Raw genomic sequence first — 15,424 nt, 5'->3', positions numbered from 1 at the left:
TAGCACAAAACATATTGAGCTATTAAAAAGTATTTTCAAAAATATTACCTCACACACATTTCGTAAAATCAGAAATAAAAAAAATAATCAAATTAAAATTTGAATTATCAATATTTTTAATACATTTGTCGCTTGTACAATTATACCTATATAAGACAATAGCAACTTATTCCTTTCATTGTATAATGAACTATTAACCTAAAGAAAGCTATGAAAAAGTCATTTGCAATTTTGCTATTCCTGATGGCTATTACAACAATTAAAGCTAATGGTTTTAGTGAATCAATCTATTTTGTAACAGATAAATCGGCCTATTCGCTAAACGACACTATGTACATTTGCGGATTAGTTTTAAACCCCGATGCCGTAAAAATAAGTAATCTAAGTAACTATTGCTACTTAGAGTTAATTGACAGAAATGCAAAAGTCCTTAAAAGGAGCAAAATAAGTTGTAGGAATGGTTCATTTAGCTCTTACATAGTCCTTGATTCAGTTTCGGATAAAAGCACCATATTTATCCGCGCTTATACAAAAATGATGCAAAACTTCTCTCCGGGGTCTTTTCCTCTACACATTATTGAAGTTGGTCAGAATATAAAACAGGCTGTCTTTTTACCTAAAGAAAACAAAATGTTCCCTTTGCAATTACTCTACAAAGATGGGAACCTCAGTTATCAATATGATTCATGTTACACCAAACAAGGTAAATTCCAATTAACCATCTCAGCAGGAGATGGATTTATGAGTACATATTCTCTATCAGAACAACCACTAGGCTGTGTTTCTATCATAAAGAAACCTCCTTATCTACTCGATTGTTTTGTAACGGATGAAGCTGACAACATTGTTTTCCACCGAGTGATTAATGTGAAAGAAGAACCTGAAAATACATCATTCAACATTCAGTTATACGGAGACACTTATAAAGCCTCGGACACTTTAAAGCTCTCATTCCCTGCATTAACTAAAAAAGCAAACATACTATTACATATAAAACAAGTGAGCGACATCAATCATAATAATCCGAACTTTTATACCCAACTACTTCAACCTGTGGTTGATAAAGGTGACAGTTACAAACAAATTTTGCTAAAAAAATATCCTTATTCTATTTATCCGGAACAGGTATTGAGCATTCGTGGGCATATTAGTAAGTTTATAGGTAAACTAAAAAAAGGCAGTGTCATTGCATTCGATAACAAACGCTCACTTTGTTATGACACAGATATTACAAAAGATGGTTCATTTGTGATGGGGGTAGATGATTATCCTGAAGGTGCATCTTTCTTTCTTCAGGCATATAACATTAAAGGGAAAAATAACGATTACGAAGTTGAGATAGTTAAAGATACCTTACCGGGTATAAAGATACCACCAGTAGAATGGAAAAATAAAGCTGATTCAACATTGGAATCGGCAGGAATAAGTTGGGAAACAGACAAATTAAATTGGGTACCAGAAATCGTTATTCAAGCAAAAGTTAATAAAGAAGAACCTTCCTCAGTTCACTTTTATAAAAAAAACTACATTGATGCGAACGATATAGAAAAAAACGCTTACAATGATTTAGAAGGTGTTTTCAGGAGGTTAATCGGAGTTCAGGTTGATTTTGATGAAGCCAATCGTCCTTATTTAAGATCAACAAGAGGGCATTCAATCTTAAATCAAGCTGATACAAATGGTCTTAGAGGAAGAATGGGCGAAGTTCCAATAATTCTTGATGGAATAAAATATGGAAATCCTGATAATATATTCTATATGACCAATATCTACGAAATCTCTTCTGTAGAATTTATACCTCCTTCACGAGCCAATATTTATGGTCCCGGTAATCTTTATGGGGTAGTATCTATTAAGACAAAAAATGGGAAAGGCCTTAAACCAAGTGTAAAATCTCAGGGTATAAATTATTATCCGTTAGGACTATCTCCAAATATATCATGCGATTATAGGAATCCTCAATTTCTCCGAACTACAGCAAATAAGCTGACCGAGTGCAAAATAGTGCTCCCATCAAAACCTGGAAAGTATCAGATCATAGTTGAAGGCTTGGATGAAGGGAAAAACATCATTCAGGATCAAAAAGAAATAACCGTTTTATAAGCAATTAAATATTCCACAGTCGAACTTTCACTATAAATGTATAAGCCCGGACCTGAAAAGGAACAGATTCTTATTTTTCAACTTCATTCAATTATAAAAGAGCCATTTCAATAATATCATGGATTGTAAAAAGGCTCTTTTATAGTTGAAAGTTATATACCAGGGACCATCTTTGATAAGTTTGTCGGAATTAACTTTATGAAGACATAAACCCAGAAGAAAATTATCCAGCTATGCATTTTATAAATTAGCAAGCTAATGCGATGTACAAAGGAGTTGCGCAGAGCGGAGCATAATAATACCATATACTATCTCCATAGATTTGCCATTTTATTTAGTTTTTCCATTATCTATTGAATACATTTCGTTCAGCACCCAAACAGCTGTTTCCACGTTCGCAATATTCTTTACAATCAGACTTCTTCGGTTATGCTGCTCACGAAGCTGACAATTTCGAGAGTACTTTTGCAAGTAGGATATTACCTTATCAAACGCTTCCGATTGGTAATAGGGAGATTCTGGATTGCTCACAAAGAAAAGAGTCATCTTCCCAGCTTTCAGAAATACTTTTTCTACTCCCAGTTTTTTTGCATAACGTCTAAGGCTGACAATGCGCATCAGCTCCAGGCCTTCTTTGGGTATTTTACCGAAACGGTCTTCAAGACGACTCTGGAAAGCTGCAACCTCTTCGTCTTTTTCCATGCTGTCCAGTTCTCGATATAGTAACATTCTTTCACTGCTGCTTGGAATATATTCGTTTGGAAAGAGTAACTCCAGGTCACTTTCCACTGTGCACTCTTCTACAAAGCTTTGCCCGCTTATTTTCTCTTCTCCTGCAGCAATTTCTTCTGCATATAGATCAACGAACTCACTTGTTTTCAGTTCATGAACAGCTTCATTCAAAATCTTCTGATAGGTCTCATATCCTAAATCTGCGATGAATCCGCTCTGTTCTGCACCAAGCATATTTCCCGCTCCACGAATATCCAGGTCCTGCATAGCTATATGAATTCCGCTTCCCAAATCACTGAAATTCTCGATTGCCTGCAGGCGTCTTCTAGCCTCTGGAGTAAGGCCGCTAAGCGGTGGTGCCAACAGGTAACAGAATGCTTTCTTATTCCCTCGCCCTACACGGCCACGCAATTGATGAAGATCGCTAAGTCCAAAGTTCTGGGCATTATTAATGATAATGGTATTTACGTTAGGGATGTCTATACCACTCTCGATGATAGATGTAGCTATCAGAATATCATAGTCGTAATTAATAAAATCCATAATTATCTTTTCGAGCTTATCAGGTTCCATCTGTCCATGACCTACACAAATTCGAGCATCAGGAACCAAGCGATGTATTAGCGACTCCAGTTCATAAATATTCTGAATGCGATTATTCACCAGAAAAATCTGTCCGTTGCGGCTCATCTCAAAATTAATTGCTTCCTTGATAATATCCTCGTTAAAGGTATGTACTTCGGTCTGTATAGGATAGCGGTTTGGCGGAGGAGTACTGATAACCGAAAGATCCCGGGCTCCCATCAAAGAGAACTGCAATGTTCTAGGAATAGGTGTTGCAGTCATAGTCAACGTGTCCACATTAACCTTAAGCTGTCGGAGTTTCTCTTTTACGGATACCCCGAATTTTTGTTCCTCATCAATAATGAGTAATCCAAGATCCTTAAACTTCACTCCTTTTCCGATAATTTTATGCGTACCGATAATAATTCCGATATTTCCCTCTTTCAAATCCTTCTCAATGTTCTTTACATCTCCCGGTTTACGAGCGCGACTCAGGTAATCAATCTTGCAAGGAAAATCCTTTAATCGATCGCTGAATGTCTTATAATGTTGCAAGGCAAGTACCGTTGTCGGCACTAATACTGCCACCTGTTTATTATCAGTAACTGCTTTAAAGGCTGCCCGAACAGCAATTTCTGTTTTTCCAAAACCAACATCTCCACATATCAGGCGGTCCATCGGCATCTCCCGCTCCATATCGTTTTTCACGTCTTGCGTAGTTTTCAGTTGGTCGGGGGTATCTTCATATATAAACGATGCTTCCAACTCGTGTTGTAGAAATGAGTCTTTGCTATAACTAAAGCCTTTCTCCTCTTTCCGTTGGGCGTATAATTTAATCAAATCACGAGCAATGTCCTTGATCTTCGATTTTGTTTTCTCTTTTAGCTTTTCCCAGGCACCTGTTCCCAGTTTATTTAATCTGGGAGGGTCACCTTCTTTTCCTTTATACTTTGAAACCTTATGCAAGGAATGAATGCTCACAAAAACCACATCTTCATTCTGGTACACCAGCTTTATAACTTCTTGTGTAGTGTTTCCGGTCGGGACACGGATAAGGCCGGCAAAACGACCAATCCCATGATCAGTGTGTACCACATAGTCGCCTGTCTGAAACTGATTCAGCTCTTTCAAAGTAAGAGCAACCTTTCCGCTTCTAGCACTGTCACTCTTTAGATTATATTTATGAAATCTATCAAATATCTGATGATCTGTAAAAAAGCAACATCGTAATGTCTTGTCCACAAAGCCTTCATGGAGTGTTTTATCAACTGCCGTAAAAACAATATCATCATTCCGGTCCTCAAAAATTGCCCGAATACGATCTGTCTGCTTGGCACTATCTGACAAAATATAGATCTGATAGTTCTTTTCGAGATACCCTTTCAACGAGCTACTCACCAAATCGAAATTCTTATGGAAGATGGGCTGGGCAGAACAATCAAAGTCCAGAGAAGCGTCAGGTGTTCCTGTTGGTCTGTTCCCAAACTCGATCCGTCTGAAGTCAAGTGCACGAACAGTGAACTCCGATCCGTCAATCAGTTTTTGTTCCAGATTTACAAACTCGTTTCCATCCTCTTCCTGGGCTATCAAAGCCTGCGGAGAAAGAGCCTCATCATGCACTGCCTGAATTCGTTCGCGAAGCCATAAAAAATCTTTGGTACCCAGAATAGTATCCTCAGGAATGAAATCCAGAAAGGATACGTCCTCTCCTGTTCCTTTTGTCAGTTCGGGTACAATTGAGATATTATCTTTCTTCTCCTTTGACAGCTGGGTATCCACTTCAAAGCTTCTGATACTCTCTACTTCATCGCCAAAAAAGTCTATCCGGAAAGGGTATTCCGAAGAAAAAGAGAAAACATCAATAATACTACCACGCACGGCATACTGTCCTGGCTCATAGACATAATCAACTCGTTCAAAACCATAGCTAAACAATACATCAGTGATAAAAGAGGTGTCCACTTGCTCGCCCACATGAAGCTTGAGCGTTTTATCAGTCAGTTCTCTCCTGGAAACGACTTTCTCTGCCAATGCATCAGGATAAGTCACCACACACAAAGGCTCTTCAGTCTTTTGTAGACGGCTCAGAACTTCTGTTCTCAGAATTTCGTTTGCGGCATCTTTTTGTCCGTATTTAATTGCTCTTCGATAAGAAGAAGGGAAAAAAAGAATATTGTCTGATCCGTTTATCTGAGTCAGATCGTGATAGAAATATCCGGCTTCTTCCAGGTCACCCAATATAAAAACAAATGATTTTTTACTATTTTTAATCAACGTTGAAAAGTGAAGAGCTGAGGAAGAGGAACATAAACCTCCAAGAAAAATCTTCTTTATTGAGGATTCTTCCAACAGCTTTACCACAGCTCCCACGGTGGGGTGCTTGGCATATAAGCTTTGTAATTCTGTTATTTTCATAAAATATCTCGTTGCTTCGCTGCAGCCTGAGAAACAGCTGTCATATAAAAACAATCAAATCAGAGAAATTACGATACAAATACTTATTGATTGATTGAATTCATACTAAAAGAGTTTATTCTTGATGCAAAAATACTAAAAAACTACGGTTCTCTTTTTGCAAGTACAATAAATTAACTACTTTTGTCTTACTAATTATACACTACATATGCAATCTTCCGACAGTATCGTTATTATTCCGACTTACAATGAGAAGGAAAACATAGAAAATATTATCCGTGCAGTTTTCGGACTAGATAAGATCTTTCATATTCTGATAATCGAAGACAATTCTCCTGACGGCACTGCCGAAATCGTAAAGCGTCTTCAGATTGAGTTTCCTGAACGGTTGTTTATGATTCAACGTGAAGGGAAACAAGGTCTTGGTACAGCATATATTACCGGATTCCACTGGGCTATTGAGAAAAAATACGATTTCATTTTTGAGATGGATGCCGATTTTTCTCATAATCCTAATGATTTGCCACGTCTCTATCATGCATGTACCACACTTGGTGCCGATGTTGCAATCGGTTCGCGCTATGTTTGCGGAGTAAATGTAGTGAACTGGCCTATGGGAAGAGTGCTAATGTCGTACTTTGCTTCAAAGTACGTTCGTTTTATCACGGGCATACCAGTTGCCGACACCACTGCAGGATTTAAATGTTATCGTCGGGAAGTACTGGAAACCATTGAATTGGACAAAATCCGTTTCAAAGGATATGCATTCCAGATTGAAATGAAATTTATGGCCTATAAATCGGGCTTTAATATAATTGAGGTTCCTGTTATCTTTATCAATCGCGAACTGGGAACTTCAAAAATGAATAGCGGCATTTTCGGTGAGGCTGTAATGGGAGTTCTTCAACTTAAACTTGATAGTTTCTTCCGTAAGTACCCAAAGAAACATGAAAAAAATATTAGTTAAGAACGCAACAATTATTAATGAAGGACTCAGTTTCATAGGGTCGGTCGTAATTGAGGGCGAAAAGATTGAGAAGATAATCAAAGGGGATATTGTATCAGAAGATACTTATTCCGAGGTAATTGATGCCACCGGGAAGTATCTTATCCCAGGAGTTATTGATGATCATGTACATTTCCGCGACCCTGGACTGACACACAAGGCTGATATATCAAGCGAAAGCCGGGCTGCAGCTGCCGGCGGGGTAACATCTTTCATGGATATGCCCAATACTATTCCGCAGACTACCGATCTGGATGCTTTAAACATCAAATTTCAGTTAGGGGCCGAAAAAAGTCTGGTGAATTACTCCTTTTATTTCGGAGCAACTAATACGAACACCAATTTACTCTCTCAACTGGATTCACACCATGTTTGCGGAGTTAAACTCTTCATGGGGTCTAGCACCGGGAATATGCTGGTAGACCGGAAGGAAATTCTGCTGAAGGTGTTTGGTGAAACCGATCTGATTATTGCTGCTCATTGCGAAGATGCAGCTATTATTGCAGAAAACACACGCATTGCACGTGAGAAATACGGAGATGATCCTGATGTGAAATATCACCCTATCATAAGAAGTGAAGAAGCATGTTATGCGTCTTCAGCTCTTGCTGTAGAGCTGGCCGAAAAAACGGGTTCCAGGCTCCATATTCTTCATATATCTACTGCAAAAGAACTAGGATTGTTCAGTAAAGGACCTTTGGCCGGAAAAAAAATCACTGCAGAAGCATGTGTGCCTCATATTGTTTTCAATGATTCATTGTACGAACAACTTGGCACACGCATTAAATGCAATCCGGCAATTAAAAGCGTAATAGACAGAGATTCGTTGATAAAAGGCATCAGTAATAACCTGATCGATGTTGTGGCAACAGACCACGCTCCTCACCTCTTATCAGAAAAAGAAGGTGGTGCACTGAAGGCTGTTTCAGGTATGCCGATGATTCAGTTCTCGCTTACTACCATGCTTGATCACTCATCACCCGAAACTTTCACAAAAGAACAAGTGGTCCAGAAAATGTGTCACGCACCAGCAGAACTATTCCAGATACGTAATCGGGGATATATTCGTGAAGGATATCAAGCCGACCTTGTTTTGGTGAATCCGGAAGCCGGATGGACACTGAAAAAAGAGATGATACTGAGCAAATGCGGATGGAGTCCGTTGGAAGGTTTTTCTTTCAAACATAGAGTGGAACGTACCTTTGTGAATGGACATACAGTATACAACAAAGGAGAGATTGATAAAAATTACCGTGGACAGGAATTGCAGTTCAGATAAATAATGATATTAAACTATAAAATACACGAACTTGTAGAGTACATAGACTGGCTTTACTTTTTTCATGCCTGGAGACTAGGGGCTCAGTTCGGGCAGATTGCTGACATTCACGGTTGCGACGCCTGCCGTGCCCAATGGCTCAGCAGCTTTCCAGAGGAAGATCGTTCTAAAGCATCTGAAGCGATGCAACTTTTCAAAGAAGCTAACCGGTTGCTGAACGAACTGGACCAGGATTTTGAGGTTAAAGCCATGTTCGAGCTCTTCGATTCCAACTCCGACGGAGACAATCTAATTATAGGCAACAAGGTGATTCCGCTGCTTCGTCAGCAAACCCGTAAGAAAGAAGACGAACCTTATCTATGTCTAAGCGATTTTGTACGTCCGCTTTCATCAGGGAGAAAAGACACGGTGGGTGTATTTGCTTCAAGTGTAGATCCCGATATGGAAAAGATGTACGAAAACGATCCATATAAACACATACTGGCTCAAACGCTAACCGACCGTCTTGCAGAAGCTGCCGTAGAAAAAATGCACGAGTATGTCCGTAAGGAAGCCTGGGGGTACGCAAAAGAGGAAAATCTAACCATAAAAGAGATGCTTAAGGTGAAATACCAAGGCATTCGTCCTGCAGTGGGATATCCTTCCATACCCGATCAAAGCATCAACTTCCTGTTGAATGAGCTTATTGATATGGGAAAGATCGGCATTCAGCTCACCGAGAACGGAGCTATGTATCCGCATGCTTCAGTCAGCGGGATTATGATCTCTCATCCGGCTTCCAGATATTTTGCAATCGGGAAAATTGGCGAAGATCAACTGAACGATTATACCCGAAGAAGAGGATTTGAAATTTCTGAGATGAAAAAGTTCCTGGCAGCCAATCTGTAGCCAGAACTTCTCAATCATAACACAATGATAAACTAATAACCGGCCTATAGTAAATATTCATAGGTCACCAAATTAATATTTAGCACAGACCCTATTCAAACAAAACCTTCACCTTATTTTGAATTAGTGACTTTTAAAAGATAAGGTTTCCTTTTAAAGTTGTGATTTTCCTTAATGTTTTACGACTATATATATAGTTTTGCAAATGAACGACACAAGAATGAACAAAGAGTTAGAGCAGGAATTTACGGCTTGTATCAAGGAGTACGAACGGGTCATATATAAAGTCTGCTACTTATACACCACAAAATCAGCTCCTTTTCACGACCTTTATCAGGAATCGGTGCTGAATATCTGGCGAGCTTTTCCTAAGTTCCGGCATGAATGCAAAATATCCACGTGGATTTACCGCATCACACTGAATACTTGTATCTCATTCATTCGCAAAGAAAAAAATATCCCAGAAATAGTTCCACTCACTTATGAGAGTGAATGGTTCACAGAAGAGGAAGACAGCTTCAAGGAGATGCTGATAGAACTGTATAGGCTTATTAACAATCTGGGACCGCTAGACAAATCTATTGTCTTGCTTTACCTGGAAAAGAAAGATTATGCGGAAATTGCAGAGATTACCGGACTTACTGTTACCAATGTAGCAACAAAGCTAAGCCGGATAAAGGAAAAAATGAGAAAGATGTCTCACAACTAATATATTGAATGATGGAACTGGATGAATTGAAAAAGTCGTGGGAATTATTGGACAACCGACTAAAAAACAAGGAACTGATTGACGAGAAAGGATTAAGTAATTTAATAGCCGAAAGAAAGAAGCAAACGCGGACTTCGATGAGCAAAATGTTGTTCTATGCAAAAACAACTCTTATCGTGGGATTTCTTGCGGTTATCGGACTGGGCTTTTACCTGTTTACTATGAGTAACCAAGGTAACGAGTATTACCTATGGCTTTATATATGGGCTGTGCTATGCCTGGGGCTGGTTTGGGACACAATAGGATACATGTATCTTAAAAGCATTGATATAGAAAATATGCCTCTGGTCACCGTTGTAAAGAAAGTGACTGCATATCACCGCAATTTCATCATCGAATGCTACGTTGCAGCACTTTTCGTACTGTCGGCCATACTGATACAGGCAATATGTATACAGCTATTTACACTGAATCTTGTTTCTATAATCCTTTTTTCAGTGGTATGGATTATTGGATGTATTGCCGCAATCTGGATACTTAAGAAGTTTTTCTATAATAAATTAAGAAATATCAAGCGAAATCTTGCTGAGTTGAGAGAATTAAAACAAGATTAACGCTTTTTTTCATAAAACACTCTAACAATCAAAGTCTTTCCTGCTCTGTCAGGAAAGACTTTAAAACGCAATAGGAATTATGATACAAAAAATCTTCTTCACATTGCTCGCATTGCTCATTATTCCGGATCTGTTTATCTACAGGGTCTACATAATGAATATGCAAATCAGCCAGTTTACCAGGTATCTCTATTTTCTCCCAACACTCTTTCTGTTGGTTGGACTCATCTTTCTCTTTTTTTTCACGAGCCACGATCTGATTATTGAGAAAACCCGGTTGGTTGAATGGTTTATTATGTTCTATTTCATTTTTACCATTCCCAAACTCAGCTTTATGCTAATATCCATTCTCGACCTCCCGTTTGGATATTTTCTAAAGCATAAATATGCTCCTTTCACCTATGCCGGAATTGTTGCAGCAGTTATCTGGGTAATAATACTGCTTTATGGGGCATTTTGGGGAAAAACAAGGTTTCAGATAAAACAGGTTACATATAAATCTTCATTATTGCCTAAGTCATTTAACGGATATAAGATTGTACAACTATCTGACATCCATATGGGATGCTGGCAAGGTAACGGAACAGCATTACAACAAGCTGTAGATCTGGCCAATGCCCAACATCCTGATCTGATAGTTTTTACAGGAGATTTAATTAACCATAAAGCCACGGAACTGAATGGTTTTGAAAAGATTCTGTGTCAGCTCAAGGCAAAAGACGGAGTATATTCTATACTTGGTAATCATGATTATGGGCCTTACTACAAATGGAAAAACCCACAAGAACAAGCTGACAATCTCACAACACTTAAACAAAAGGAAGTTGAAATGGGATGGAACATGCTGAACAATGGACACCATATTATTCATCGCGACGGAGATAGCATTGCACTAATAGGTGTCGAGAACTGGGGAATGCCACCGTTTACCGGAAATGGCGATTTGGAAAAAGCTATTAAAGGGGCTGAAGATATACCGTTCAAGTTGTTACTGAGCCACAACCCTTCGCATTGGAAAAAGAAGGTACTACCCGAAAGCGATGTCGCGTTAATGCTCTCGGGACATACCCACGGCATGCAGCTTGCATTTGGGAATCATTCGCTGGCTGCACTTTTCAGTCCTCAATGGAAAGGTCTGTATACAAATAAAGGAAGGGCGTTATATGTAAATATGGGATTGGGATATATTGGTATCCCATTCAGATTTGGAGCCTGGCCCGAGATAACCGTAATAACACTAAAAACACAATAAAAATCTAATTATCAAATTATACTATGAAAAACAAATTATGCAACCTACTATTGTAGGTTTTTATATTTCTTCCAGCTACCGCAATTGTCTATTTTGGAAAAAAGATAATTGTTGTATACAATAAAGGACCGATGGCCGAAATATATTATTTTCGCAACATTATGATTGGGAATATATACAATAACACAGAACTTCTGATGTTATCTTTCCGAGCCGACGCTCTTTAATATGAATCTACAAACCTAAATAAATACAATGATGAAAAAAGGAACCTTATTAATTGTAATCTGTTGCCTGTTTACACAAATAGGTTTTGCGCAAAAACTACTGACCGTCTCATCTCCCGACGGTAAGATAAAGACAACGATTTCTCTAGGAGACAAAATAACTTATACAGTTAAAGGATATGATCAGACAATCATTGACGCATCCCCTATTTCAATGACATTGAGCTCCGGTGAGATGTGGGGAAAAAATGTCCGTCTGGAAAAAGAGACACGGCAAACTATCAACCAAACAATCGTGTCGCCTTTTTACAAACAAAAGCAGATAAAAGATAACTGTAATGAATTAATCCTGAACTTTAAAAAAGGATGGGGACTAAAATTCAGAGTATATAATGACGGAGTGGCTTACCGCTTTATCAACTACAGAAAAGAAGCATTCACTATCCGGAATGAAGAAGTGAAATACAACTTTACGGACGATTTTCCAGCAACTGTTCCATTTGTAAATATAGGGAGAACCAAAGATATCAAGAGCAAGGAGATGCAGTTTGCCAATTCATTTGAAAACACCTATACAACTGATAATTTATCGAAATTAGACAGTAATAGAATTGCATTCTTACCCCTTGTTGTACAAGCTAAAAATGGAGTGAAAGTATGTATTACCGAGGCCGATCTGGAGAGTTATCCGGGGCTTTATCTGAATAGCATTAATAATCAAAATTCATTGGTAGGAATCTTGGCTCCTTATCCTAAACGCTCCGAACAAGGAGGACATAACATGCTGCAGTTGCGTGTCAAGGAACGGGAGGATTATATTGCAAAAGTAAATGGTGCACGCGAATTTCCCTGGAGGGTTGCCATCATCGCTTCAGAAGATAAACAACTTGCTCAAAGCGATATGACGTATAAGCTTGCATCTCCTTCGAGAGTGACTGATTATTCATGGGTGAAGCCCGGCAAAGTTGCCTGGGACTGGTGGAACGACTGGAATATATATGGAGTGGACTTCGAAGCAGGAATTAACAATGCCACCTATAAATATTATATAGATTTTGCAGCTGCCAACGGGTTGGAATATGTTATCCTGGATGAAGGCTGGGCGGTGAATCTTAAAAGCGACCTGATGCAGGTGATTCCTGAAATCAACATTAAAGAACTGGTTGATTACGGAGCTAAAAAGAATGTAGGCATTATCCTGTGGGCAGGTTATCATGCTTTTAATCGCGATATGGAAAATGTATGCAAATACTATTCCCAGCTAGGGGTAAAGGGATTCAAGGTTGACTTTATGGACCGCGATGACCAGGAGATGGTAGAATTTAACTATCGTGCTGCTGCAACCTGCGCTAAATATCACCTGATTTTAGATCTACATGGCATGTACAAGCCTGCCGGAATTAACCGCACCTTCCCCAACGTGCTAAACTGCGAAGGAGTATTCGGATTAGAGCAGTTAAAGTGGTCGCCTGCAACAACCGACATGGTAAAGTACGATGTAACTATCCCATTTATTCGAATGGCAGCCGGACCAATGGATTACACCCAGGGAGCTATGAAAAATGCAGCAAAAGGATGCTATGCTCCTATCAATTCGGAACCGATGAGTCAGGGAACCCGCTGCCATCAGCTGGCTTTGTATGTGGTACTCGAATCACCATTCAACATGTTGTGCGACAATCCTTCAAACTACATGCGTGAGAAAGAGAATCTTGATTTTATAGCTACAGTTCCTACTGTGTGGGATGAAACAAAAGTACTTGACGGCAAAATGGGTGAATATATTGTTACTCTCCGCCGGGCGGGAGAAAAATGGTATATTGGCGGAGTAACGGATTGGACTGCTCGTGATATCACACTTGATTTCTCATTCTTAGGAAAAGGAACATACAAAGCAACCATCTTCAAGGACGGAATGAATGCACATCGTGCCGGCAGAGATTATAAAAAAGAAGAGGTATTGGTTACGGCTGATTCCAGTAAGTCCATTCATCTGGCGCCAGGCGGGGGCTTTGCTGTAAAGTTGGAAAAACAAAGTGAATAATCGGAAGCGAGTTCAACTATTATTAAAGATAAAGATCGTTTAGAAAAGCAAGACTAAGAAAGTTGTTTATTAGATAAAACCTCAAAAGTCTCTTTTATACAGTCGTTAATAATCGCCGTTGCCTCTCATAAGGGCATCCGGCGATTATTTTTTTCAGTCAGATATATATTTCACTACTTAACAGATAAATAACATTTTATCCATTTACAGATTCAATCAAAACAACTTCCTGATAAAAAGACATCCAAATTAGTTGATTAAGGAAATCTGAAATTAATATTTCCGTACCTTACTGCAAACAAATAAAAAACGGTATCTTTGCTCTTCGATTATAGATAGACGGGGCGATTTAGTAAATAGGAATATGTATATAATCCGGTAAATGATTGTTTCATAAAATTAATAACGATTTATAAAATAAGATACCAATATGATGCACACTTGGTTTGAATGCAAAATCCGTTACGATAAAGTAATGGAAAACGGGATGAATAAGAAAGTAACAGAACCTTATTTGGTTGATGCACTCAGTTTTACTGAAGCTGAGGCTCGTATTATAGAAGAAATTACACCATTTATTTCGGGAGAATTTACTGTTTCCGATATCAAACGCGCCAACTACAGCGAGCTATTTGAGGATGAAACCGGTGATCGCTGGTTTAAATGCAAACTTCAGTTCGTTTCTCTCGATGAAAAGAGTGGTGCCGAAAAGAAAGTCTCAACTCAGGTGCTGGTGCAAGCAGGAGACTTGCGCGAAGCTGTAAGAAACCTCGATGAAGGAATGAAAGGAACCATGGCCGATTACATCATTGCATCGGTAACAGAAACAGCCATTATGGATGTATTCCCCTACTCTGCCGAACCTGATGTAAAACCAGAATTCCCCCAAGCCGGACAAAATCAATAAAAAATGAGCATTAAAAGCAATTTACTGGAAATACTTTCGCAACTCCCCGCAAGAGTTAGATTGGTTGCAGTCTCCAAGTTCAATCCCAATGAATCAATCATGGAAGCCTATGAGGCCGGGCAACGGATATTCGGAGAAAGTAAAGTGCAGGAGATGACAGAGAAATACGAATCTCTGCCTAAAGATATTGAATGGCACTTTATTGGCCACTTGCAAACCAATAAGGTGAAGTACATGACTCCGTATGTATCAATGATTCATGGCATTGACAGCTATAAACTGCTGTGTGAAGTGGATAAGCAGGCAAAAAAAGCAGGTCGGGTAATTCCCTGCCTGCTGCAGATTTATATTGCGCAGGAGGATACCAAATTTGGATTAAGCTTTGATGAGTGCAGGGATCTTTTATCCAATAACAACTGGAAAGAGCTAAAAAATATATCCATCGTCGGATTAATGGGAATGGCAACAAACACTGATTCTCAGAAACAAATTGAGGCGGAATTTTGTTCCTTAAATAACTTCTTTACAGAGATCAAGCAAACATTCTTCGCCCAGGAATCGAATTTTAAAGAATTATCAATGGGCATGTCTCATGACTTTCCACTGGCTATAGCCCAGGGAAGCACACTTGTTCGCGTAGGAAGTAAGATTTTCGGAGAAAGAAATTACTAACGCGCAATATAT

Annotated in this window: 11 protein-coding genes; 10 read left to right on the top strand and 1 reads right to left on the bottom strand. The window is 38.9% G+C overall.

Annotated features, from left to right (window positions below):
• Positions 1-210 precede the first annotated feature (210 nt).
• Entirely contained in the window at positions 211-2,103 is a 1,893-nt protein-coding gene (locus ABWU87_RS02185) for a TonB-dependent receptor (RefSeq protein ID WP_353332867.1), read from the top strand.
• 330 nt (positions 2,104-2,433) lie between these two features.
• Here the strand turns inward: ABWU87_RS02185 and mfd are convergent, their stop codons facing one another.
• Entirely contained in the window at positions 2,434-5,814 is a 3,381-nt protein-coding gene (mfd, locus tag ABWU87_RS02180; RefSeq protein WP_353332865.1) for a transcription-repair coupling factor, read from the bottom strand.
• A 208-nt stretch (positions 5,815-6,022) separates the two neighbouring features.
• Here mfd and ABWU87_RS02175 point away from each other — a divergent pair, with 208 nt between their 5' ends.
• The 9 genes from ABWU87_RS02175 (at position 6,023) to ABWU87_RS02135 (ending at position 15,412) form a co-directional block, all read left to right on the top strand.
• On the top strand, positions 6,023-6,781 hold the full coding sequence (locus ABWU87_RS02175; protein WP_353332863.1) for a polyprenol monophosphomannose synthase: 759 nt from the start codon (positions 6,023-6,025) through the stop codon (positions 6,779-6,781).
• Entirely contained in the window at positions 6,762-8,099 is a 1,338-nt protein-coding gene (locus ABWU87_RS02170; protein ID WP_353332861.1) for a dihydroorotase, read from the top strand. Before ABWU87_RS02175 ends, ABWU87_RS02170 begins: the two co-directional genes overlap by 20 nt.
• 3 nt (positions 8,100-8,102) lie before the next feature.
• Positions 8,103-8,987 carry a vitamin B12 dependent-methionine synthase activation domain-containing protein gene (locus ABWU87_RS02165; protein WP_353332859.1) on the top strand — a complete coding sequence of 295 codons (885 nt, stop codon included), beginning with the start codon at positions 8,103-8,105 and terminating at the stop codon, positions 8,985-8,987.
• A 205-nt stretch (positions 8,988-9,192) separates the two neighbouring features.
• Positions 9,193-9,696: an RNA polymerase sigma factor gene (locus ABWU87_RS02160; protein WP_353332857.1), complete on the top strand. Its 504-nt coding sequence runs from the start codon at positions 9,193-9,195 to the stop codon at positions 9,694-9,696.
• A gap of 8 nt (positions 9,697-9,704) precedes the next feature.
• Positions 9,705-10,310: a hypothetical protein gene (locus tag ABWU87_RS02155; protein WP_353332855.1), complete on the top strand. Its 606-nt coding sequence runs from the start codon at positions 9,705-9,707 to the stop codon at positions 10,308-10,310.
• A 79-nt stretch (positions 10,311-10,389) separates the two neighbouring features.
• The gene (locus tag ABWU87_RS02150) at positions 10,390-11,562 is read left to right on the top strand and encodes a metallophosphoesterase (RefSeq protein WP_353332853.1); all 1,173 of its coding nucleotides are present in this window, start codon (positions 10,390-10,392) and stop codon (positions 11,560-11,562) included.
• Between the two features lie 258 nt (positions 11,563-11,820).
• Positions 11,821-13,833, top strand: coding sequence for a glycoside hydrolase family 97 protein (locus ABWU87_RS02145; protein WP_353334396.1), 2,013 nt, complete (start codon positions 11,821-11,823; stop codon positions 13,831-13,833).
• A gap of 430 nt (positions 13,834-14,263) precedes the next feature.
• Positions 14,264-14,740 (top strand): DUF4494 domain-containing protein, encoded by a 477-nt coding sequence (locus tag ABWU87_RS02140; protein WP_353332851.1) that lies wholly within the window; start codon positions 14,264-14,266, stop codon positions 14,738-14,740.
• A 3-nt stretch (positions 14,741-14,743) separates the two neighbouring features.
• On the top strand, positions 14,744-15,412 hold the full coding sequence (locus ABWU87_RS02135; protein ID WP_353332849.1) for a YggS family pyridoxal phosphate-dependent enzyme: 669 nt from the start codon (positions 14,744-14,746) through the stop codon (positions 15,410-15,412).
• Positions 15,413-15,424 lie beyond the last annotated feature (12 nt).

The organism is Bacteroides sedimenti (assembly GCF_040365225.1).
Taxonomy (GTDB): Bacteria; Bacteroidota; Bacteroidia; order Bacteroidales; family Bacteroidaceae; genus Bacteroides; species Bacteroides sedimenti.
This window is presented reverse-complemented; position numbering and strand designations above follow the sequence as displayed.

Bases quoted from the DNA above. Each gene is read 5' to 3' on its own strand.
- ABWU87_RS02185 (WP_353332867.1), top strand. From the start codon at position 211: ATGAAAAAGTCATTTGCAATTTTGCTATTCCTGATGGCTATTACAACA.
- mfd (WP_353332865.1), bottom strand. From the start codon at position 5,814: ATGAAAATAACAGAATTACAAAGCTTATATGCCAAGCACCCCACCGTG.
- ABWU87_RS02175 (WP_353332863.1), top strand. From the start codon at position 6,023: ATGCAATCTTCCGACAGTATCGTTATTATTCCGACTTACAATGAGAAG.
- ABWU87_RS02170 (WP_353332861.1), top strand. From the start codon at position 6,762: ATGAAAAAAATATTAGTTAAGAACGCAACAATTATTAATGAAGGACTC.
- ABWU87_RS02165 (WP_353332859.1), top strand. From the start codon at position 8,103: ATGATATTAAACTATAAAATACACGAACTTGTAGAGTACATAGACTGG.
- ABWU87_RS02160 (WP_353332857.1), top strand. From the start codon at position 9,193: ATGAACGACACAAGAATGAACAAAGAGTTAGAGCAGGAATTTACGGCT.
- ABWU87_RS02155 (WP_353332855.1), top strand. From the start codon at position 9,705: ATGATGGAACTGGATGAATTGAAAAAGTCGTGGGAATTATTGGACAAC.
- ABWU87_RS02150 (WP_353332853.1), top strand. From the start codon at position 10,390: ATGATACAAAAAATCTTCTTCACATTGCTCGCATTGCTCATTATTCCG.
- ABWU87_RS02145 (WP_353334396.1), top strand. From the start codon at position 11,821: ATGAAAAAAGGAACCTTATTAATTGTAATCTGTTGCCTGTTTACACAA.
- ABWU87_RS02140 (WP_353332851.1), top strand. From the start codon at position 14,264: ATGATGCACACTTGGTTTGAATGCAAAATCCGTTACGATAAAGTAATG.
- ABWU87_RS02135 (WP_353332849.1), top strand. From the start codon at position 14,744: ATGAGCATTAAAAGCAATTTACTGGAAATACTTTCGCAACTCCCCGCA.